This window comes from Enterobacter cloacae complex sp. 370H10, from assembly GCF_050031535.1.
Taxonomy (GTDB): domain Bacteria; phylum Pseudomonadota; class Gammaproteobacteria; order Enterobacterales; family Enterobacteriaceae; genus Enterobacter; species Enterobacter intestinihominis.
The window spans coordinates 4,612,512-4,633,621 of the sequence record NZ_JBLGWG010000001.1; the positions used below are offsets into that span (position 1 = coordinate 4,612,512).

25 protein-coding genes are annotated in these 21,110 nt (G+C 54.7%); 13 read left to right on the forward strand and 12 right to left on the reverse strand.

All coding sequences use genetic code 11. From position 1 onward, the window contains the following. Window positions 1-227: 227 nt before the first annotated feature. Together ispB and sfsB are read left to right on the forward strand one after the other, a co-directional pair. Window positions 228-1,199 (forward strand): octaprenyl diphosphate synthase, encoded by a 972-nt coding sequence (gene ispB, locus ACQG2Q_RS22780; protein WP_006812126.1) that lies wholly within the window; start codon window positions 228-230, stop codon window positions 1,197-1,199. 229 nt (window positions 1,200-1,428) lie between these two features. Next, window positions 1,429-1,716 carry a DNA-binding transcriptional regulator SfsB gene (gene sfsB / locus ACQG2Q_RS22785; protein ID WP_022649524.1) on the forward strand — a complete coding sequence of 96 codons (288 nt, stop codon included), beginning with the start codon at window positions 1,429-1,431 and terminating at the stop codon, window positions 1,714-1,716. A 63-nt stretch (window positions 1,717-1,779) separates the two neighbouring features. On the opposite strand, the gene murA is transcribed toward sfsB, so the two are convergent. From murA to mlaF, 7 genes are all read right to left on the reverse strand, one after another. Beyond that, the gene (gene murA, locus ACQG2Q_RS22790) at window positions 1,780-3,039 is read right to left on the reverse strand and encodes a UDP-N-acetylglucosamine 1-carboxyvinyltransferase (protein WP_006812128.1); all 1,260 of its coding nucleotides are present in this window, start codon (window positions 3,037-3,039) and stop codon (window positions 1,780-1,782) included. 50 nt (window positions 3,040-3,089) lie between these two features. Continuing rightward, a complete protein-coding gene (ibaG, locus tag ACQG2Q_RS22795; protein ID WP_003861840.1) occupies window positions 3,090-3,344 on the reverse strand; it encodes a BolA family iron metabolism protein IbaG in 255 nt (84 codons plus the stop codon). A gap of 126 nt (window positions 3,345-3,470) precedes the next feature. Beyond that, window positions 3,471-3,764 (reverse strand): lipid asymmetry maintenance protein MlaB, encoded by a 294-nt coding sequence (gene mlaB / locus ACQG2Q_RS22800; protein ID WP_022649525.1) that lies wholly within the window; start codon window positions 3,762-3,764, stop codon window positions 3,471-3,473. Continuing rightward, window positions 3,764-4,399 carry a phospholipid-binding protein MlaC gene (gene mlaC / locus ACQG2Q_RS22805; RefSeq protein ID WP_023307064.1) on the reverse strand — a complete coding sequence of 212 codons (636 nt, stop codon included), beginning with the start codon at window positions 4,397-4,399 and terminating at the stop codon, window positions 3,764-3,766. Before mlaC ends, mlaB begins: the two co-directional genes overlap by 1 nt. Before the next feature lie 18 nt (window positions 4,400-4,417). After that, a complete protein-coding gene (mlaD, locus tag ACQG2Q_RS22810; protein WP_022649526.1) occupies window positions 4,418-4,966 on the reverse strand; it encodes an outer membrane lipid asymmetry maintenance protein MlaD in 549 nt (182 codons plus the stop codon). Window positions 4,967-4,970: 4 nt separating this feature from the next. Then, window positions 4,971-5,753 (reverse strand): lipid asymmetry maintenance ABC transporter permease subunit MlaE, encoded by a 783-nt coding sequence (gene mlaE / locus ACQG2Q_RS22815; RefSeq protein ID WP_003861848.1) that lies wholly within the window; start codon window positions 5,751-5,753, stop codon window positions 4,971-4,973. Between the two features lie 7 nt (window positions 5,754-5,760). Beyond that, window positions 5,761-6,573, reverse strand: coding sequence for a phospholipid ABC transporter ATP-binding protein MlaF (mlaF, locus tag ACQG2Q_RS22820; RefSeq protein WP_022649527.1), 813 nt, complete (start codon window positions 6,571-6,573; stop codon window positions 5,761-5,763). Between the two features lie 227 nt (window positions 6,574-6,800). Between mlaF and ACQG2Q_RS22825 the strand changes: the two genes are divergently transcribed. The 11 genes from ACQG2Q_RS22825 (at window position 6,801) to npr (ending at window position 14,720) form a co-directional block, all read left to right on the forward strand. Next, complete coding sequence (locus ACQG2Q_RS22825) at window positions 6,801-7,778, forward strand: calcium/sodium antiporter (protein ID WP_003861852.1); 978 nt, start codon at window positions 6,801-6,803, stop codon at window positions 7,776-7,778. 13 nt (window positions 7,779-7,791) lie between these two features. Beyond that, window positions 7,792-8,778, forward strand: coding sequence for an arabinose-5-phosphate isomerase KdsD (kdsD, locus tag ACQG2Q_RS22830; RefSeq protein ID WP_003861853.1), 987 nt, complete (start codon window positions 7,792-7,794; stop codon window positions 8,776-8,778). A 14-nt stretch (window positions 8,779-8,792) separates the two neighbouring features. Then, complete coding sequence (kdsC, locus tag ACQG2Q_RS22835; RefSeq protein ID WP_017382729.1) at window positions 8,793-9,359, forward strand: 3-deoxy-manno-octulosonate-8-phosphatase KdsC; 567 nt, start codon at window positions 8,793-8,795, stop codon at window positions 9,357-9,359. Continuing rightward, a complete protein-coding gene (gene lptC, locus ACQG2Q_RS22840) occupies window positions 9,356-9,931 on the forward strand; it encodes an LPS export ABC transporter periplasmic protein LptC (protein WP_022649529.1) in 576 nt (191 codons plus the stop codon). Before kdsC ends, lptC begins: the two co-directional genes overlap by 4 nt. Then, complete coding sequence (lptA, locus tag ACQG2Q_RS22845; protein WP_006812136.1) at window positions 9,900-10,454, forward strand: lipopolysaccharide ABC transporter substrate-binding protein LptA; 555 nt, start codon at window positions 9,900-9,902, stop codon at window positions 10,452-10,454. Before lptC ends, lptA begins: the two co-directional genes overlap by 32 nt. 6 nt (window positions 10,455-10,460) lie before the next feature. After that, a complete protein-coding gene (gene lptB, locus ACQG2Q_RS22850; protein WP_003861862.1) occupies window positions 10,461-11,186 on the forward strand; it encodes an LPS export ABC transporter ATP-binding protein in 726 nt (241 codons plus the stop codon). A 47-nt stretch (window positions 11,187-11,233) separates the two neighbouring features. Continuing rightward, the gene (gene rpoN / locus ACQG2Q_RS22855) at window positions 11,234-12,667 is read left to right on the forward strand and encodes an RNA polymerase factor sigma-54 (protein WP_022649530.1); all 1,434 of its coding nucleotides are present in this window, start codon (window positions 11,234-11,236) and stop codon (window positions 12,665-12,667) included. A 22-nt stretch (window positions 12,668-12,689) separates the two neighbouring features. Further along, the gene (gene hpf / locus ACQG2Q_RS22860; protein ID WP_003861866.1) at window positions 12,690-12,977 is read left to right on the forward strand and encodes a ribosome hibernation promoting factor; all 288 of its coding nucleotides are present in this window, start codon (window positions 12,690-12,692) and stop codon (window positions 12,975-12,977) included. An 82-nt stretch (window positions 12,978-13,059) separates the two neighbouring features. Beyond that, complete coding sequence (gene ptsN, locus ACQG2Q_RS22865) at window positions 13,060-13,551, forward strand: PTS IIA-like nitrogen regulatory protein PtsN (protein WP_003861869.1); 492 nt, start codon at window positions 13,060-13,062, stop codon at window positions 13,549-13,551. Window positions 13,552-13,596: 45 nt separating this feature from the next. Continuing rightward, a complete protein-coding gene (gene rapZ / locus ACQG2Q_RS22870) occupies window positions 13,597-14,451 on the forward strand; it encodes an RNase adapter RapZ (protein WP_003861870.1) in 855 nt (284 codons plus the stop codon). Continuing rightward, window positions 14,448-14,720, forward strand: a complete 273-nt coding sequence (npr, locus tag ACQG2Q_RS22875) for a PTS phosphocarrier protein NPr (RefSeq protein ID WP_003861872.1) — start codon at window positions 14,448-14,450, stop codon at window positions 14,718-14,720. Before rapZ ends, npr begins: the two co-directional genes overlap by 4 nt. Window positions 14,721-14,759: 39 nt before the next feature. On the opposite strand, the gene mtgA is transcribed toward npr, so the two are convergent. The 5 genes from mtgA to lptF form a co-directional block, all read right to left on the reverse strand. Then, window positions 14,760-15,485, reverse strand: a complete 726-nt coding sequence (gene mtgA, locus ACQG2Q_RS22880; protein WP_022649531.1) for a monofunctional biosynthetic peptidoglycan transglycosylase — start codon at window positions 15,483-15,485, stop codon at window positions 14,760-14,762. Beyond that, a complete protein-coding gene (gene elbB / locus ACQG2Q_RS22885) occupies window positions 15,482-16,135 on the reverse strand; it encodes an isoprenoid biosynthesis glyoxalase ElbB (protein WP_063149060.1) in 654 nt (217 codons plus the stop codon). The genes mtgA and elbB overlap by 4 nt, the downstream gene beginning before the upstream one ends. A gap of 232 nt (window positions 16,136-16,367) precedes the next feature. Further along, complete coding sequence (gene arcB / locus ACQG2Q_RS22890; protein WP_063849784.1) at window positions 16,368-18,701, reverse strand: aerobic respiration two-component sensor histidine kinase ArcB; 2,334 nt, start codon at window positions 18,699-18,701, stop codon at window positions 16,368-16,370. A 137-nt stretch (window positions 18,702-18,838) separates the two neighbouring features. After that, on the reverse strand, window positions 18,839-19,921 hold the full coding sequence (lptG, locus tag ACQG2Q_RS22895; protein ID WP_022649534.1) for an LPS export ABC transporter permease LptG: 1,083 nt from the start codon (window positions 19,919-19,921) through the stop codon (window positions 18,839-18,841). Continuing rightward, window positions 19,921-21,021, reverse strand: coding sequence for an LPS export ABC transporter permease LptF (gene lptF / locus ACQG2Q_RS22900; protein ID WP_023307066.1), 1,101 nt, complete (start codon window positions 21,019-21,021; stop codon window positions 19,921-19,923). Before lptF ends, lptG begins: the two co-directional genes overlap by 1 nt. Window positions 21,022-21,110: the final 89 nt, after the last annotated feature.

Sequence of the window (21,110 nt, forward strand, 5' to 3'; positions counted from 1 at the left end):
TGATTCAGAGTGCGCTATAAATATTCACAATAGGGCGCGAATATTACGCAAAACGCGAGCCTTTGACAAGTGCTACCATCAATACATGAAGAAAAAAAACACAACACGTACGGTAACGTTTATCTGAGCCATTTTTTCAGTACAATCAGCAATACTATTTATAAACCGAAACCCTTTGTGTACCCATCTCGTGTGGGATAAACAGGATAAAAAGCCCGGCTTTTGCGATGAATTTAGAAAAAATCAATGAGTTAACCGCGCAAGATATGGCGGGTGTGAATGCAGCAATCCTGGAGCAACTCAACTCTGACGTTCAGCTGATCAATCAGTTGGGCTATTACATCGTCAGCGGCGGCGGTAAACGTATTCGTCCGATGATTGCCATTCTGGCCGCACGCGCGGTTGGCTATCAGGGAAATGCCCACGTCACGATCGCGGCGCTGATCGAATTTATCCACACCGCCACCCTGCTTCATGACGATGTTGTGGATGAATCAGACATGCGTCGTGGCAAAGCCACCGCCAATGCCGCGTTTGGTAATGCGGCAAGCGTTCTGGTAGGGGATTTTATCTATACCCGAGCCTTCCAGATGATGACCAGCCTTGGCTCGCTGAAGGTGCTGGAAGTGATGTCAGAAGCCGTAAATGTTATCGCTGAAGGCGAAGTCCTACAGTTGATGAATGTCAACGACCCGGATATCACCGAAGAAAACTATATGCGGGTGATTTACAGCAAGACCGCACGTCTGTTTGAAGCCGCCGCGCAGTGCTCCGGCATTCTGGCAGGCTGTAGCGAAGCTCAGGAAAAAGGGCTTCAGGACTACGGCCGTTACCTCGGCACCGCGTTCCAGCTGATTGATGATTTGCTGGACTACAGCGCGGATGGCGAAACGCTCGGTAAAAACGTTGGCGATGACCTGAACGAAGGCAAGCCAACGCTGCCGCTGCTCCACGCGATGCGCAATGGCACACCAGAGCAGGCGAAAATGATCCGGGAGGCTATCGAGCAGGGAAATGGTCGCCATCTTCTGGAACCGGTACTGGAAACAATGGCCATCTGTGGTTCCCTTGAATGGACGCGTCAGCGTGCTGAAGAAGAAGCAGACAAAGCCATCGCCGCAATTCAGGTCATTCCCGACAGCCCATGGCGTGATGCGCTAATCGGCCTCGCGCACATCGCCGTCCAGCGCGACCGTTAATCTCTTCCTCATCTCCCTGCGATCTCGTAGGGAGGTTCCAGTACGCACCAATAAATTACATTTACGCGTAAGCTCATCAGGTTACAGGCCGTATGTATAAAGCCGTGCCTTATTCTGAATATTGCTTCTCGTAACATGAACTTTTTAGAACAGATGTTCGAAGTGAGTATAGTAATGCTGTCTTTTCACACGAAACGACGTGGACGATAACGAACACAAGGACAGCATTATGGATACAAAATTCATCGACTGGCATTCTGCTGACATTATTGCGGCACTGCGTAAAAAAGGGACATCGCTGGCTGCCGAATCACGTCGTCATGGGCTGAGCTCGTCGACGCTGGCAAACGCCCTGACCCGCCCATGGCCGAAGGGGGAACTGATTATTGCGACGGCGCTGGATACGCATCCGTGGGTGATATGGCCGTCACGCTATCACGATCCCATTACTCATGAATTTATCGACAGAACGCGCATGATGCGCCAGAGCAAAGCGAAGAAAGCACATCAGGACTGATGCACCCGGATTTACAGGAACAGCAATCCCCCGGCCTGTTCTGGCAGGGGGGTGCCGGAACGATTACTCGCCCTTCACACGCTCGATATTCGCACCCAGCGCGCGCAGTTTGTCTTCAATACGCTCGTAACCACGATCGATGTGGTAGATACGATCGACAACGGTAGTCCCTTCTGCAATACAACCTGCCAGTACGAGGCTCGCAGACGCGCGCAGATCGGTCGCCATCACCTGCGCACCGGACAGTTTTTCAACGCCGTGGCAAATGACCGTGTTGCTTTCAATCTCAGCATGCGCACCCATACGGATCAGTTCCGGTACGTGCATGAAACGGTTTTCGAAGATAGTTTCCGTGATGAAGCCTGTCCCTTCGGCCACCAGGTTCAACAGGGTGAACTGTGCCTGCATATCCGTCGGGAATGCCGGATGTGGCGCAGTGCGCACGTTAACGGCTTTAGGACGCTGCCCGTGCATATCGAGGCTGATCCAGTCTTCACCAATTTCAATGTCCGCACCCGCATCGCGCAGTTTCGCCAGCACCGCATCCAGGGTATCCGGTTGTGCGTTACGACAAACAATCTTACCGCCAGAAATGGCAGCCGCTACCAGGAAAGTACCGGTTTCGATACGGTCTGGCAGTACGCGGTACACACCACCACCCAGACGTTCAACGCCTTCGATGGTGATACGGTCTGTGCCCTGCCCGCTGATCTTCGCCCCCAGCGCGACCAGGAAGTTCGCGGTATCCACGATTTCCGGCTCTCGGGCGGCGTTTTCGATGATGGTAGTGCCTTCTGCCAGCGTAGCAGCCGACATGATGGTTACCGTTGCGCCCACGCTCACTTTGTCCATGACAATGTGCGCGCCTTTCAGGCGACCATTGACGGACGCTTTAACGTACCCCTCTTCCAGCTTGATCTCCGCGCCCAGCTTTTCCAGACCGAAGATATGCAGGTCGACTGGACGGGCGCCGATAGCGCATCCGCCCGGCAGTGAAACCTGTCCCTGACCGAAACGCGCAACCAGCGGGCCAAGCGCCCAGATGGAAGCACGCATGGTTTTCACCAGCTCATACGGCGCTGAGAAGTTGTTCACGTTGCTGGCATCGATCCAGACGGAACCGTTACGCTCCACTTTGGTGCCCAACTGGCCGAGCAACTTCATGGTCGTGTCGATATCTTTCAGCTTCGGTACGTTCTGGATCTCTACCGGCTCTTCTGCGAGCAGCGCAGCGAAAAGAATGGGCAGCGCGGCGTTTTTAGCGCCAGAAATTGTGACTTCGCCCTGGAGACGCGTGGGTCCCTGTACACGAAATTTATCCATCGTTTGCTCTCTTATAAATTCAACCGTGCTGCGGGCGCTTCGCCCTCAGCTCAAAAACCGTTTAGTTTGCGATCGCGTGCCCACTCCTGTGGGGTGAACGCTTTAATCGACAGGGCGTGGATGCGGTTATCCGCAATGTATTCCATCAGCGGCGCGTACACAGCCTGCTGTTTCTTCACGCGACTCATTCCGTCGAACATCTCACCCACAGCAATAACCTGGAAGTGACTGCCATCGCCAGAGACGTGGGCTTCCTGAAGGGAGAGTGCATTCATCAGCACTGTCTGGATTTCATTATTTTCCATGGGGTCTACATCATCTGATAGTGAAAACAAGCTCAACATCTTAGAGCAAAGTGGCGCGGTCTTAAACAAGCAAAAAGCCCCGACGCGTAAACTGTCGGGGCTTTCGGAAGTAACGTACTGAAAAAGTTAGCGAGGTAATACGTCTTCAGGCAAATTGTAAAGCTGTGCAAGGGTTACGACATTATCGCTTACCCCCGTCAGGGTGACGCTACTCCCCTGCTTTTTGCCCGTGGCCACCAGGTGCGCCAGCAGGGCGATACCGGCGGTATCTACCCGCGTGACGCCATGGAGATCAATCAACGTCACGCCCTGCATCGCGTTATGGCGAGCGTCCCACAGCGGGTTAAGCAGATCCTGATCCAGCTCTCCCGTCAGCGTCAACGTCTCGCCGTCACGTGCCCAGCTAAGCTGCTGTGACATTACTTCTTCTCGTCCAGGGTAATTTTCTGACGAGAGATGGACTGAAGCTGAGCCGTCAGGCCATCGATGCCTTTGGTGCGCAGCAGATCGCTCCACTCGTTCTGTTTAGTGGTGATCATGCTGACGCCTTCAGCGATCATGTCGTACGCCTGCCAGTTTCCGGTCTGGCTGTTTTTACGCCACTGGAAGTCCAGGCGTACCGGTGGACGACCGTTTGGATCGATAATCGTCACGCGGATAGGAATGATGGTGGCATCGCCCAGCGGCTGTTCAGGGGCAATCTGATAGGTCTGCCCGTGGTACATCGCCAGCGCCTGGCCGTAAGCCTGTTTCAGGTATTCACGGAACGCCGCAAAGTAAGCCTCGCGCTGCGCCGGGGTCGCGTCTTTGTAGTAACGGCCCAGCACCAGTGCGCCCGCGTACTTGATCTGCACATACGGCAGCAGTTCCTGATCCACCACATCACGCAGATAATCAGGGTTAGCGCGGATTTTTGGCTGTTCGTTTTTAAGACGGTCGAAGGTTTTCTTCGCGGCCTCATCCATCAGTTTGTACGGGTTACTCTGATCCGCAGCGTGCGCCGCGGTTAGAGGGGCAATGACCAGCATGGCAACCATTAACAGTCGTTTAAACATGAATGACTTCTCCTGAAATTAATTCGTCGCGCCTGGCGTCGGTTCGACGTTGGTGTGGTCTTCACTCTGCGCAGGGGCATCGTCAGACTTTTTATCATCCCCTTTACTGTTGTAAAGGAACTGACCAATCATATCTTCCAGCACCATCGCTGACTTGGTATCCTGGATTACGCTACCGTCTTTAAGGATAGACGTTCCCAGCTCAGGATCTTCAAAACCAACGTTAAGGGCCAGATATTGCTCCCCCAGCAGGCCAGAGGTGCGGATAGAGAGCGAGCTGGTGTCAGGAATGTGGTTATAGCGTTCTTCGATATCCATTGCGACGCGCGGCAGATAGGTTTTCTCATCAAGCGTAATGTCAGCGACACGTCCAATAACGACGCCACCAATACGGACCGGTGAGCGCGCCTTCAGGCCGCCGATATTATCGAAAGTCGCGTAGACGCGATACGTCGGCTCGGTGCGAACAGAGGTGATGTCCGCCGCGCGCAGGCAGATAAACAGCGCGGCCAGCAGCGCCAGAAGCAAAAACACGCCAACCCAAATTTCATTTTTTCTCGTTTGCATGAACTCAATTCCCAAACATCAGTGCGGTGAGCACAAAATCCAGACCTAAAACGGCCAGCGACGAATGTACGACAGTACGCGTCGTTGCACGGCTAATGCCCGCCGACGTCGGAATGGCATCGTAACCATTAAACAACGCAATCCAGGTAACCGTCACAGCGAAAACCACGCTCTTGATCAGACAGTTCACCAGATCCATCCGCAGATCGATGGCGTCCTGCATGGCAGACCAGAAGAACCCGGCATCAATGCCTTTCCAGTTGACGCCAACCAGCGCGCCTCCCCAGATACCTACCGCCACAAAGAGGATAGTCAGTAACGGCAAGGAGATAACCCCGGCCCAGAAGCGCGGCGAGATCACCCGGCGCAGCGGATCGACCGCCATCATCTCCATACTGGAGAGCTGCTCTGTGGCGCGCATCAGGCCAATTTCAGCCGTCAGCGCTGATCCGGCACGCCCGGCGAACAGCAGCGCTGCTACAACCGGCCCGAGTTCACGCAGCAGCGAGAGCGCCACCAGCATGCCAAGGCTGGTTTCCGCGCTGTAGGTTGTCAGCACCAGATACCCCTGCAACCCTAGCACCATGCCAATAAACAGACCCGACACGATGATGATAAGCATCGACAGCACGCCGACGTTATAAAGCTGCCGCACCAGTAACGGCGCATGCTTGCGGAACTCCGGTTTGCCAACCAGCGCGTTGAACAACATTAATCCGGCACGCCCGAACGTACTGATGGTTTTTAGGCCACGGTGTCCAAGACCCGCCAACGCATTTAACAGCATGAGTGGATTAACTCCCTATTCCCAGTAAATCGTCATGATAGTCGCCCGCCGGATAGCGGAAAGGCACCGGCCCATCTGCGATACCGTCCAGGAACTGCCGCACGCGCGGATCGCCATTCTCCTGCAACGCCTGAGCGCTGCCGTGGGCGACGATCTTTTTGTCAGCCACAATATAGGCATAATCAGCAATGCTCAGCACTTCCGGCACGTCGTGGGAAACCACCACGCAGGTGACGCCAAGGGCGCTGTTCAGCTCCGAGATTAACTTCACCAGCACGCCCATGGTGATAGGGTCCTGCCCAACGAACGGTTCATCGAACATGATTAAATCGGGTTCCAGGGCAATAGCCCGCGCCAGCGCGGCGCGGCGCGCCATCCCACCCGAGAGTTCGGACGGCATAAGTTTCGCAGCCCCCCGCAACCCCACAGCTTCGAGCTTCATCATCACCGTGCTGTGCAACAGCGCAGGAGGAAGATGGGTATGCTCACGCAGCGGATAGGCCACGTTGTCAAATACGTTCATATCGGTGAACAGCGCACCCGACTGAAAGAGCATGCTCATCCGTTTGCGAACCGTGTAGAGGCGCGAGCGAGACATCTCCGGGACGTTTTCACCGTCGAAGAGAATTTCGCCGCTATCAGGGGGGATTTGCCCGCCGATAAGACGCAGCAACGTCGTTTTACCGATCCCTGACGGCCCCATGATGGCGGTGATTTTACCGCGCGGCACGGTCAGCGAAATATCATCAAATATCACCCGGTTGCCGCGAGAAAAACTGACGCCCCGGACATCGACTATATTCGCCATCGTTTGGCTCATTTATGGTTCCTTACTTACCTTGCTTCACTGCTGGCATGAAGCGTAAATCAGCCCTAAACCCCGCATTTTTACAGAATATTCACTATTGGGGTTAGCGAAAGCTGGCATTTGTTTTACTTTTCCGGCGCATAAAGTCAAAATTAGGAATTCGTCACGTCTCAGACTTCATCTGGCGCTAAAATTCGTGCGCAGTGGACCAGCGAGTATACCTGAAGAAAGGACTTTTGATGCTTTTAGCAACAGCACTGTTAATAATTGGTTTACTGTTGGTGGTCTACAGTGCTGACCGTTTGGTCTTTGCCGCATCCATTCTCTGTCGACTCATTGGCATGCCGCCCATCATTATTGGGATGACGGTGGTCAGTGTAGGCACATCGCTTCCTGAAATCATCGTTTCTGTTTCAGCCTCGTTGCATGGCCAGGTCGACCTCGCTATTGGCACCGCGATTGGCTCTAACATCGTCAATATCTTGCTGATTTTAGGCTTAGCCGCATTACTGCATCCATTTCGCGTACATTCCGATGTTTTGCGTCGTGAATTGCCGCTAATGTTAGTCGTCAGTCTGCTGGCAGGCTATGTGCTTTATGACGGGGTGCTGAGCGTCGGTGACGGTATATTCCTGCTCGCCCTGGCCGTGATCTGGTTGCTTTACAGCGTGAAGATCGCACGTCTGGCGGAAAAACAGGGTAATGATAGCCTCACGCGTGAGCATCTCGCCGAGCTGCCACGGGAAGGGACCTTACCCGTCGCCCTGCTGTGGCTGGGCGTCGCGCTGATCATAATGCCAATGGCCACGCGGATGGTGGTCGATAACGCGACGGTGCTGGCGAACGCGTTTGCGATGAGCGAACTGACAATCGGTCTGACGGTCATCGCCATCGGCACCAGCCTGCCAGAGCTGGCTACCGCCATCGCCGGGGCGCGTAAAGGGGAAGATGATATCGCCATCGGCAATATCATTGGCTCGAATATTTTCAATATCGCGATCGTGACGGGGCTGCCGGCATTAATCTCACCGGGGCCGTTTAACCCTATGGTCTTCACGCGCGATTACGGTGTGATGCTACTGGTCAGCGTAATTTTCGCCCTGCTCTGCTGGCGGCGAAAAGAGCAGATCGGCAAAGGCGCGGGCGCGCTGCTGACGGGTGGATTTATCGTATGGCTGGCGATGCTGTACTGGCTCTCGCCACTTCTCTCTGGGTAAACGGAAACGCATTATGTCGCAAATAGAATTGCAGCCGGGTTTTGACTTTCAGAAAGCAGGCAAAGACGTTCTGGAGATTGAACGTGAAGGTCTGGCGCAGTTAGATCAGTACATTAATCAGGATTTTAGTCTGGCCTGTGAGAAGATGTTCTACTGCGCCGGTAAAGTCGTGGTGATGGGGATGGGCAAATCCGGCCATATCGGGCGCAAAATGGCGGCGACCTTTGCCAGTACCGGCACGTCGTCATTCTTCGTTCATCCCGGTGAAGCCGCGCACGGTGACCTCGGCATGGTTACGCCGCAGGACGTGGTTATTGCGCTGTCCAACTCCGGGGAATCGAATGAAATCCTGGCGTTGATCCCGGTGCTGAAGCGTCTGCACGTACCGCTGATTTGCATGACCAGCCGCCCGGAAAGCAGCATGGCGCGTGCGGCAGATATTCACCTGTGCGTGAAGGTGCCGAAAGAAGCCTGTCCGCTGGGGCTGGCGCCGACCTCCAGCACAACCGCCGCGCTGGTGATGGGCGATGCCCTTGCCGTTGCGCTGCTGGAAGCCCGCGGTTTTACGCCAGAAGATTTCGCCCTGTCTCACCCCGGCGGCGCGCTCGGGCGCAAACTGCTGCTGCGGGTCAACGATATTATGCACACCGGGGATGAGATCCCGCACGTCAGCAAAGAGGCCTCTTTGCGCGACGCGTTACTGGAGATCACCCGTAAAAACCTGGGCATGACGGTTATCTGCGACGATCTGATGAAAATTCAGGGCATTTTCACCGACGGCGACCTGCGCCGGGTATTCGATATGGGTGTGGATGTCCGAACGCTGGGCATCGCTGATGTAATGACACCAGGCGGGATCCGCGTCCGTCCGGGCACGCTGGCGGTAGATGTACTGAACCTGATGCAGTCCCGTCATATTACCTCAGTGATGGTTGCCGATGGCGACCAACTGCTGGGTGTGGTACATATGCATGATCTGCTGCGCGCTGGCGTAGTGTAATGAAGGATAAGACAATGAGTAATGCGGGTGCATCCCTTGCAACCTGTTATGGCCCGGTGAGCGCCCACATGATGGCAAAGGCGGAAAATATCCGCCTGCTGATCCTCGATGTGGATGGTGTGCTCTCCGACGGTCTGATTTATATGGGCAATAACGGCGAAGAGCTGAAAGCCTTTAACGTTCGCGACGGTTACGGTATCCGCTGTGCGCTCACGTCCGGTATTGAAGTTGCAATCATCACCGGGCGGAAAGCTAAACTGGTAGAAGATCGGTGTGAAACGCTGGGCATTACCCATCTCTATCAGGGGCAGTCTGATAAGATGGTAGCCTTCCGGGATCTGTTGGGAAAACTGGCCATTGCACCAGAGAATGTGGCATACGTCGGGGATGATTTGATCGACTGGCCAGTCATGGCGGAGGTGGGTCTGAGCATCGCCGTGGCTGACGCGCACCCGCTGCTGATCCCGCGTGCTGATTATGTTACCCATATTCACGGTGGCCGCGGCGCCGTCCGTGAAGTCTGCGATCTGCTTCTGCTGGCGCAGGGCAAGCTTGATGAGGCGAAAGGGCAATCGATATGAGTAAAACCAGACGTTGGGTTATCATTCTGCTTGCGCTTGTCGCCCTGGTACTGATTGGCGTAAACCTCGCTGACCGCGAAGATACGCAAGCGGAAGTGGTTAACACGAGCGACCCGACCTATAAAAGCGATCACAGCGACACCGTGGTCTATAGCCCGGAAGGCGCGCTGAACTATCGCCTCGTTGCTCAGCATGTAGAATATTTTTCAGATGACGGTACTTCGTGGTTTACCCAACCGGTCATGACCACCTTTGATACGGACAAAGTGCCGACGTGGTCTATCAAGTCTGACCGGGCAAAACTGACAAATGACCGTATGCTTTACCTGTATGGTCACGTTGAAGTCAACGCCCTGACCGCTGACGCGCAACTGCGAAAAATTACGACGGATAACGCCCAGATCAACCTGGTCACCCAGGATGTCACGTCGCAGGATTTAGTCACCCTGTATGGCACAACATTTAATTCCAGCGGTTTAAGAATGCGCGGGAACTTACGCAGCAAAAACGCCGAGCTGATTGAAAAGGTTAGAACCTCCTATGAAATTCAAAACAAACAAACTCAGCCTTAAAGTTGTTATCGCCAGCGCGCTGCTGGCGGCCAGTCTTCCCGCGCTTGCTGTGACTGGCGATACCGAACAGCCGATTCATATTGAATCCGATACCCAGTCTCTGGATATGCAGGGTAACGTCGTCACCTTTACCGGCAACGTGGTCATGACCCAGGGCACCATCAAAATCAACGCCGACAAAGTGGTCGTTACCCGACCGGGCGGCGAGCAGGGCAAAGAGATTATCGATGGTTATGGCAACCCGGCCACCTTCTACCAGATGCAGGACAACGGCAAGCCGGTGAAAGGCCATGCCTCGCATATGCACTATGAACTGGCGAAGGATCTGGTCATCCTGACCGGTAATGCTTACCTGGAACAGCTGGACAGCAATATCAAAGGCGACAAAATCACTTATCTGGTGAAAGAGCAGAAAATGCAGGCCTCCAGTGAAAAAGGCAAACGCGTCACGACCGTTCTTGTGCCTTCGCAATTGCAGGACAAGAACAACGGCCAGGCTCCGGCACAGAAAAAGAGTAACTAATTCGTTATGGCAACTTTAACTGCAAAAAACCTCGCGAAAGCGTATAAGGGCCGCCGCGTCGTCGAAGATGTCAGTCTGACCGTCAACTCCGGCGAAATCGTGGGTTTGCTTGGCCCTAACGGGGCGGGTAAAACCACGACTTTCTACATGGTGGTGGGCATCGTCCCGCGTGACGCCGGCAACATCATCATCGATGATGAAGATATCAGTCTGCTGCCACTGCATGCCCGCGCGCGTCGTGGCATCGGCTATCTGCCGCAGGAAGCCTCCATCTTCCGCCGCTTAAGCGTGTTCGACAACCTGATGGCCGTGCTCCAGATCCGTGACGATCTGACCAGCGAGCAGCGCACTGACCGTGCGAACGAGCTGATGGAAGAGTTTCATATCGAACATCTGCGTGACAGCCTCGGTCAGGCGCTGTCCGGTGGTGAACGCCGCCGCGTTGAGATTGCGCGCGCGCTGGCAGCAAACCCGAAATTTATCCTCCTGGATGAACCGTTTGCGGGCGTTGACCCCATCTCCGTTATCGATATCAAACGTATTATTGAGCACCTGCGCGACAGCGGGCTTGGCGTGCTGATCACGGACCACAACGTTCGTGAAACGCTGGCCGTGTGTGAGCGCGCCTACATAGTGAGCCAGGGCCATCTGATTGCCCACGGTACGCCGCAGCAAATCCTCGAAGATGAGCATGTTAAGCGCGTGTACCTTGGGGAAGACTTCAGACTCTGATAGGGTAGAGGTTAAGTCACGCCGAACCGGAGAAAAACGCTCTGAACATGAAGCAAGGTTTGCAATTACGGCTCAGCCAGCAACTGGCCATGACGCCGCAGCTCCAGCAGGCAATCCGTCTGTTGCAGCTGTCCACGTTAGAACTCCAGCAGGAGCTCCAGCAGGCGCTGGACAGCAATCCGCTGCTGGAGCAAACCGATCTTCATGACGAGGTAGACGCTCAGCAGACGCAGGACACAGAAACGCTCGACTCCGTAGATGCGCTCGAACAGAAAGAGATGCCGGAGGAACTGCCGCTGGATGCCAGCTGGGATGAAATCTACACCGCGGGTACCCCTTCCGGGACGCGTGCAGATTACCAGGACGATGAACTCCCGGTCTACCAGGGCGAAACTACCCAGTCGCTTCAGGACTACCTGATGTGGCAGGTGGAGCTGACGCCTTTCTCCGATACCGATCGCGCCATTGCCACCTCGATTGTCGATGCCGTTGACGACACGGGCTATTTGACCGTGACGCTGGACGAGATTCTGGAAAGCATCGGCGATGACGAGATTGAACTGGAAGAGATCGAAGCCGTCCTGAAACGCGTTCAGCGTTTCGACCCGATTGGCGTCGCCGCGAAAGATCTGCGCGACTGCCTTCTGATCCAGCTTTCGCAGTTTGCCAAAGAGACACCGTGGATTGACGAAGCCCGGCTCATCATCAGCGAGCATCTGGATTTGCTGGCAAATCACGACTTCCGCACCCTGATGCGCGTCACGCGCCTCAAAGAAGAGGTGCTGAAGGAAGCGGTGAATCTGATCCAGTCACTCGATCCGCGTCCGGGGCAATCGATCCAGACCAGCGAACCGGAATACGTTATTCCTGATGTACTGGTGAGAAAACACAATGGCCGCTGGGTCGTTGAACTGAACGCCGACAGCATTCCTCGCCTGCAAATCAACCAGCAATACGCCTCCATGTGCACCAGCGCCCGTAACGACGCTGATAATCAATACATTCGCAGCAACCTTCAGGAAGCACGCTGGTTGATTAAGAGTCTGGAAAGCCGTAATGACACGCTGCTGCGCGTCAGCCGCTGTATTGTCGAACAGCAGCAGGCATTCTTTGAGCAGGGCGAAGAATTTATGAAACCGATGGTGCTGGCGGACATCGCCCAGGCCGTCGAGATGCATGAATCAACCATTTCCCGCGTGACCACGCAGAAGTATCTGCACAGCCCACGCGGTATTTTTGAGCTTAAGTATTTCTTCTCCAGCCACGTGAACACCGAAGGCGGCGGCGAAGCCTCGTCAACAGCTATTCGCGCACTGGTGAAGAAGTTGATCGCCGCGGAGAACCCCGCGAAGCCACTCAGTGACAGTAAGTTAACCACCATGCTGTCCGATCAGGGTATTATGGTGGCACGCCGTACTGTCGCGAAGTATCGAGAGTCTTTATCCATTCCGCCGTCTAACCAGCGTAAACAACTGGTTTGACACAACCGATAAGGAAGACACTATGCAGCTCAATATCACCGGACATAACGTCGAAATTACTGAGGCTTTACGCGATTTTGTAAACACTAAGTTCGCGAAACTCGAGCAGTATTTCGAGAGGATCAACCAGGTCTATGTTGTGTTGAAAGTGGAGAAAGTGACGCATATCTCGGATGCGACCCTGCACGTCAACGGAGGGGAACTTCATGCCAGTGCGGAAGGGCAAGACATGTACGCGGCTATCGACGGCTTGATTGATAAGCTTGCGAGACAGCTCAATAAACATAAAGATAAACTGAAACAACACTAATTGTCCGGGCAGTTAACGGGTGCAGGACGGCCTGTTGTGAAACACAACAGGCCATTTGTACAGTTAGCGCTTAGGTGAAATTATGATAAACAACGATTCCGCTCTTCAACTGAGCAATGTCCTTAACCAGGATTGTACCCGCAGTGGCGTTCACTGCCAGAGCAAAAAACGTGCGCTGGAAATCATCAGTGAGCTGGCCGCAAAACAGCTGGGTCTGCCGCCGCAGATCGTGTTTGAAGCCATTCTGACCCGTGAAAAAATGGGCAGTACCGGCATCGGCAATGGCATTGCGATCCCGCATGGCAAGCTGGAAGAAGATACGCTGCGTGCCGTGGGGGTGTTTGTGCAACTGGAAACGCCTATCGCTTTTGACGCCATCGATAACCAGCCTGTGGATCTGCTCTTCGCGCTGCTGGTTCCTGCCGATCAGACCAAAACCCACCTGCACACGCTGTCGCTGGTTGCCAAACGTCTGGCGGATAAAACCATTTGTCGTCGACTGCGCTCAGCTCAAAGTGATGAAGAGCTTTATCAAATTATCACTGAAGCAGAAGGCAATCAGGATGAGGCATAATCGGGAAAGGGCCTTCAGAACGGCTTCCCTGAGGAGAAACGGAACATGGTGCTGATGATCGTCAGCGGTCGTTCGGGGTCCGGGAAGTCCGTGGCCCTGCGCGCGCTGGAAGACATGGGATTTTACTGCGTAGATAACCTGCCGGTAGTGCTGTTACCCGATCTGGCGCGGACGCTGGCGGACAGGCAAATCTCTGCCGCCGTCAGTATTGACGTGCGTAACATGCCGGAATCGCCGGAAATCTTCGAGCAGGCAATGAACAGCCTGCCGGAATGCTTCTCGCCTCAGCTCTTGTTCCTGGATGCTGACCGCAACACGCTGATCCGCCGTTACAGCGATACACGTCGTTTGCACCCGCTCTCGAGTAAAAATCTTTCGCTGGAAAGCGCCATCGATAAAGAGAGCGATCTGCTTGAGCCGCTGCGTTCCCGGGCCGACCTGATTGTCGACACCTCAGAAATGTCCGTCCACGAGCTGGCGGAAATGCTGCGTACTCGCTTACTCGGCAAGCGCGAGCGCGAACTGACGATGGTGTTTGAATCCTTCGGCTTTAAGCACGGTATCCCTATCGATGCGGATTACGTTTTTGATGTGCGTTTCCTGCCGAACCCACACTGGGATCCGAAACTGCGTCCGATGACCGGTCTGGATAAGCCGGTGGCGGCGTTCCTCGACCGACACACAGAAGTACACAATTTTATCTACCAGACGCGAAGCTACCTTGAGCTATGGTTACCTATGCTGGAGACAAACAATCGTAGCTACCTGACGGTGGCGATTGGCTGTACCGGCGGTAAACATCGTTCGGTCTACATTGCCGAACAGCTGGCCGATTACTTCCGCTCACGCGGGAAGAACGTTCAGTCCCGTCATCGCACGCTGGAAAAACGCAAAACATGACCGTAAAACAGACCGTCGAAATCACCAATAAGCTGGGCATGCATGCGCGCCCGGCGATGAAGCTGTTTGAACTGATGCAGGGTTTTGATGCTGAGGTGCTGCTGCGCAACGATGAGGGAACCGAGGCAGAAGCCAACAGCGTGATTGCGCTGCTGATGCTGGATTCTGCCAAAGGCCGCCAGATTGAAGTTGAAGCCACCGGCCCGCAGGAAGAAGAAGCGCTGGCGGCAGTGATTGCCCTGTTTAACGCCGGGTTTGACGAAGATTAACGTTCGCCACGTCGGCGGGTAGCGCTGCGCTTACCCGCTTTACATAAGATTATTTCGCTCCATAAACCCTTCCCCACCCAGCTGACGCATCTGGCGCATAATCCACGCCTGACGGCTTCGCACGTAGCCTGACGGCGCGCTGGCCTTAAAACGCAGCGGGTTCGGCAGCACGGCGGCAAGCAGTGCCGCTTCGGACATAGTCAGCCTGCTGGCGGGCTTGCCAAAATAGCGCTGCGATGCCGATTCGACGCCAAAAACGCCGTCACCAAACTCCGCGATATTCAGGTAGACGGTCAAAATGCGTTTTTTGCTCCACACCGTCTCGACGCCCAGCGTCAGCCCGGCCTCCAGCCCTTTTCTCACCCAGCTGCGACCGTCCCATAAGAACAGATTTTTTACCGTCTGCTGAGAAAGCGTCGACGCACCGCGGACGCGGTTTTCATGACGTTCATTATGATCCAGCGCCTTCTCGATAGCCGCCACGTCAAAACCCCAGTGCTCCGGGAATTTCTGATCTTCTGCCGCAATGACCGCCAGCCCCATCCACGGGGAGATTTCATCCATGCCGACCCAGTCTGAGTGGGCAACATAGCCAAAATCACCCGAGAGCCAGGCGCTAATCTGCCGCTCTGCCATCACGGCCGAGAACGGGACGGGCAGGATGCTGAACAGCGCAATGCCTCCGCCCCAAAAAACGGCCAGGACCAGCACAATACGCAGCAGGATCCGTTTTAACCACCCGCCAGGGGATAATTTACGGCTCATTCGGTAAGAACCAGCACTCTGTCCACCAGCTTTTCAATGCCTGCAGCAGCCTCGGCAATGTTCTGCGCCAGCATATACGCCGGCGTGGTGACGATTTTATTGTCCTCATCCACTACAATGTCGTCTACCGGACATGGCACGTGTTCGCCGCCCATATCTTCGACAATTTCAGCAGTATCAATGTCGGTTCCGATCGTGAGCCGCAGCGGGAAATCAAAAATTTTCGGCAGCATGGCTGGCGCAATGCAGATAAAGCCCTGCGGCTTACCTGCCGCATGCATCGCCAGCGATAGCGCTTTCAAATCGGGATCGACATGGCACGCCGCGCCTTGCGTTGCAAACGTGCTCAGGTTTTTCGCCGCGCCAAAGCCGCCCGGCACGATGAGCGCATCTAGCTCAGCCGCATCGGCCTGTGCCAGCGGATGAATATCCCCGCGCACAATACGTGCCGCTTCAATCAGCACGTTACGGCTTTCCGCCATTGGCTCGCCGGTAAGATGATTAACCACGTCTGCCTGCGTTTTATCCGGAGCGAAGCAGATAACGTCGGCCCCCTGGCGCGATAATGCCAGCAGCGTTAATACGGTTTCATGTATCTCTGAACCATCGTAAACGCCACATCCGCTCAGCACGACACCCACTTTCTTCATTCTGACGATCCTTCTATGCAACTCGCTGAAGCACATTAAAAATTCTGATTAAAACGCTATGCTTCACACATTTCACTGATTCATGTAACAAACTGTTTAAGATTTGCTATCTTATCTGCGTGCGGCCTTAATTTTCAGGCGGCGTCCATGCGAAAACAACCCATAAAAATCAGGCGCAGCCACGATTTCCCTGGTGTTGGCGCAGTATTCGCGCACCCCGGTATAGCCGGGGTCATTTTTTTCGGGATTCTACCCAGGCTTTCAGCACTGCCACATCGTTTTGCCACTCTTGTTTCATCTCTTCAACCCAATCACCTACGTTATCTTCCCAGGCAGGTAAATCAGGCGACTGAATCTGTTGGCCCAGTTGCTGGAGATGGCGTAACCCGACTGAACCAGCTGCGCCTTTGATTTTATGTCCCTCTTCGACGATGCCCTTCTGGTCACGCGCCGTCAGGTTGGATTCGAGCACGTTCAGATAGCCCGGCATCATTTTTTCGAACACGGCCAGGCCATCGGTGATCAGTTTGGGTCCCACCAGATCGATATACTGCTCCAGCATGGCGGTATCCAGTATCGTTTGGATTTTAGCGCTATCAACAGACGTCATGGTGCTCTCCTCTTCATCACAGGTATCCCAGAACTTCTTGATCATCGCCGTCAGGGCAGGTACTGCCAGCGGCTTGCTGAGCACGTCGTCCATACCGGCCTCGAGGTACTCTTTTTTATCTTTCAACACGTTTGCGGTCAACGCAACCAGAGGCGGCAGCTCGTTAGGAGCATATTTGCGCGTCAGCTCGCGGGAGATATCCAGCCCGGTCATGTCCGGTAGCTGAATATCGAGCAGCACCAGGTCGTACTCGCCCGGCGTGAACATCTCCAGCGCGGCTTTGCCGGTCATCGCGACATCCACGCTGTTACCGAGTTTTTCCAGTACCGACCGGGCGACAATGACGTTCAGCTCAATATCTTCAACCAGCAGGACGTGCAGGGCTGGAAGCGGCATATCGTCGTTCTCAAACGTATCTTCCACTTCTTCAGCAACAGCAGGGGCGTGGACGGTAAGCGTAAAGGTGGAGCCTTTACCCGGCTGGCTGGCAACGGTGATATCCCCACCCATACTTTTCGCCAGACGTTTCGACACCGCCAGGCCAATGCCCGTGCCGGTCGCCGGTTTACCGCCGTGGCTGTCTTTAACCTGATAATACATGGCGAAGATCTTATCCTGCTCATCCTGAGGAATGCCGATACCCGAGTCCTCAACTTCAAAGTGCAGCATGTCCCCCTCATCATAGCGAATGCGCACCGCAACCTGTCCCTTCTGGGTAAACTTCACGGCGTTGCTGATGAGATTCCACAGGATCTGACGCAGACGCGTGCCGTCCGTCACCACTTTATGCGGCAGCGGCAGCGTCGGTTCCATCACGAAGCTCAATCCTTTCTGCTGGGCCTGCAAACCTGACAGGTTCTCCAGGTCCGCGAGGAAGCCGGTAAAATCAACCGGCTGGTTGTCGAGCTGAACCTTACGGCGCTCCATCTTATCCATGTCGATAATATCATTGAAGATATTGCCCAGCGTGACCGCCGAAACGTGGATCGTTTTGAGGTATTTTTCCTGCTCACTGGTCAAGTCGGTATCCAGCAGAATACGGCTCAGCCCCACGATACCGTTTAGCGGCGTACGAAGCTCATGGCTGATGGTGGAGATGAAGGTTGTTTTATCCCGGCTGGCGCGCTCCAGCGCATCCTGATAGCGCTTACGCTCGGTGATATCACGGCCAAAGCCCATCAGACCATGACGTTTACCCACCCGGTCGTAATAAGGCACTTTGCGGATTTCAAAGCAGGCTTTGCGCCCGTCGGGGTAGTCCAGCCACTGCTCATAGGTCAACGAGACGTTATGGCGGAAGACCTTTTCATCCGTCTCCATCACTTTTGCCGCCGCCTCTTCGGAATAGACATCCTGAGGTTTCAGGTGTATCAGCTGCTTTTCGCTTTTCCCGGTCAACAGTTCCATGGCCCGGTTACAGCCGGAGAACTCTTTATCTTCATTACGGTAGAACACCAGATCCGGCGACGCATCGAGGAACGAGCGCAGGAAAGAGGATTGCTGTTCAAGCTGGATCTGCGTGACCTCACGCTCTTTCATCTCAATTTTCAGCTGCTCCAGCGTGGTCTGACGCTCGGCTTCCGCCTTCTCACGGTCTGAAATTTCCTGATTCAGCTGGGCAATGTTGTCCTTGAGCTGAACGTTGAGTTTAAGATCGCGCTCGCGCATCTCTTCCAGCTTATCCACCAGTTTCGATAAACGCTGTCGGGACTCTTCCAGCTGCTCAACCACCACGGAGAGGAAATAGACCGCCCATGGGGTGATCAGCAGGCCAAAGAAAATAGAGCGGATCACGTCGATGCTCTCGACCTGACCATGCAGAACCATGGTCACGGCCATTTGCACGACGATGGCCAGAACGACCAGCGCCAGCGCCAGCAGCATGGAAAAACGCACCAGCCCGAGCTTCATCATCAGGTCGACGTAGTACTGGGCCAGCATTCGAATTTGCTTCATAGAGGATCCCTTCACGACTTTATCGCTCAATAATACTCAAATTCACGGCGAGGCGTTGAAGGTTGTGAGAAAAAGTGCGGGGTGAAACAGGAGATTAGCCTCGCCCCCGGGCAAGCGGGAGCGAGGAAGAAGGTTTATCAGGAGCGTTTTAGCAGCATCCAGAGGCTGATCAGGAAGAAACTGGCGCTCGGCAACAGCGCGCCGATAATTGGCGGAATGCCATACACCAGCGTCAGCGGACCAAAAATCTGATCGAGGACATAGAACACGAAACCAAAGCTGATACCGGTTACCACGCGAACCCCCATCGGCACGCTACGTAGCGGTCCAAAGATGAACGACAGCGCCATCAGCATCATCACCGCCACGGACAGCGGCTGGAAGATTTTGCTCCACATGTTGAGCTGGTAACGCCCCGCATCCTGCCCGCTCGATTTCAGATACTTCACGTAGTTATGCAGACCGCTGATGGAGAGCGCATCGGGATCAAGCGCCACGACGCCAAGCTTGTCCGGCGTCAGGTCGGTTTTCCAGGTACCGCTAACGGTCTGCGAACCGGTGATCTGTTTCGGGTTAGTCAGGTCAGATTCATCAACCTGGGATAACCGCCACAGCTTGTTGTTTGCATCAAATTTAGCAGAGGCGGCATAACGCACTGACTGCAAACGACGATCGTTATTGAAAGCATAGATACTCACGCCACCCAGTTCGTCATCCCCTTTCACGCGTTCGATATAGACGAAGTTCTGGCCATCTTTCGCCCATAATCCCTGCTGCGTGGAGAGCAGAGAACCGCCGTACATCGCCTGAGCACGGTAGTTACGCGCCATCTGTTCGCCCTGCGGCGCGACCCATTCGCCGATCGCCATGGTCAGCAGCACCAGCGGGATCGCGGTTTTCATCACCGACAGCGCAACCTGCATACGGGTAAAGCCCGATGCCTGCATCACCACCAGTTCGCTACGCTGAGCCAGCATCCCCAGGCCCAGCAGCGCACCCAGCAGGGCCGCCATCGGGAAGAAGATCTGCACATCTTTTGGTACGCTGAGCAGGGTGTACATCCCGGCGCCCAACGCGTCGTAACTCCCCTGCCCGGCTTTTTTCAGCTGGTCGACAAATTTGATAATGCCCGAGAGCGACACCAGCATGAAAAGGGTCATCATGATGGTGGTAAAAATTGTTTTACCGATATAGCGGTCAAGTACGCCAAACGCCTGCATTAGATGGCTCCTTTACGCGTAAACCGGGCACGAAGACGACGCACAGGCACCGTGTCCCACAAGTTGAGTCCGACTGCCAGCAGCAGATACAAACCATTCACGACCCAGGTCCAGATCATCGGGTCAATTTTTCCTTTCCCGCCGTTAGACTTGATTGAGGTTTGCAGCAGGAAGAACACCAGATACAGCAGCATCGCTGGCAGCATCGACAGCACGCGGCCCTGGCGCGGGTTTACCACGCTCAGCGGCACTACCATCAGCGCCATCATAAATACGGTGAATACCAGCGTGATACGCCAGTGCAGTTCAGCACGCGCACGATCGGTATCAGTATTCATTAAGGTGCGCATATCCATCTGCTCAGTATCCGTTGGATCGAGCGCGACGGCCTGATGACCAATGATGGCCTGGTAGTTCTGGAAATCGGTGATACGGAAGTCACGCAGCATAGCCGTGCCTTCGAAACGCGTTCCTTTGTTCAGCGTGACAACCTGAGAGCCGTCTTTACGCTGCGCCAGCTGACCGGAATCCGCCACTACCACAGAAGGGCGAGCGTTACCTTTCGGGCGCAGTTGAGCAAGAAACACGTCATTGAAGCGGCTGCCATCGACGCTTTCGATAAACAGCACGGAGTTACCGTCGGTCGCCTGCTGGAACTGCCCCTGCGCCAGCGCCGCCAGCCCCGGGTTAGCTTTTGCTTCCGCCAGCACCTCATCCTGATGACGGGACGAGGTCGGCCCCGCCCACATGACGTTAACCGCGGCAACAATGCCCGTAAACAGCGCCAGCACCATGGCTGCCTTTACCAGTACGGCCTTACTGAGGCCGCAGGCATGCATCACGGTGATTTCACTTTCGGTATAGAGCTTACCCAGGGTCATCAGCAGACCAAGGAACAGGCTTAACGGCAGGATAAGCTGCGCCATTTCCGGCACGCCAAGCCCGAGCAGGGAAAGCACCAGATTCGTTGGGATTTCGCCATCAACTGCCGCGCCGAGGATCCTGACCAGCTTCTGACAGAAAAAGATCAGAAGGAGGATAAAGAGGATCGCCAGTTGGCTCTTCAGCGTCTCCCGAACCAGATATCTTATGATTATCACTTTAAATACGCCCGTTAAAACTCGTCTTATGCAGGAATTTAGCTTGTTTCATGGCTTAAACGTCATTTATTCTCTTGAGTCGTCGAAAT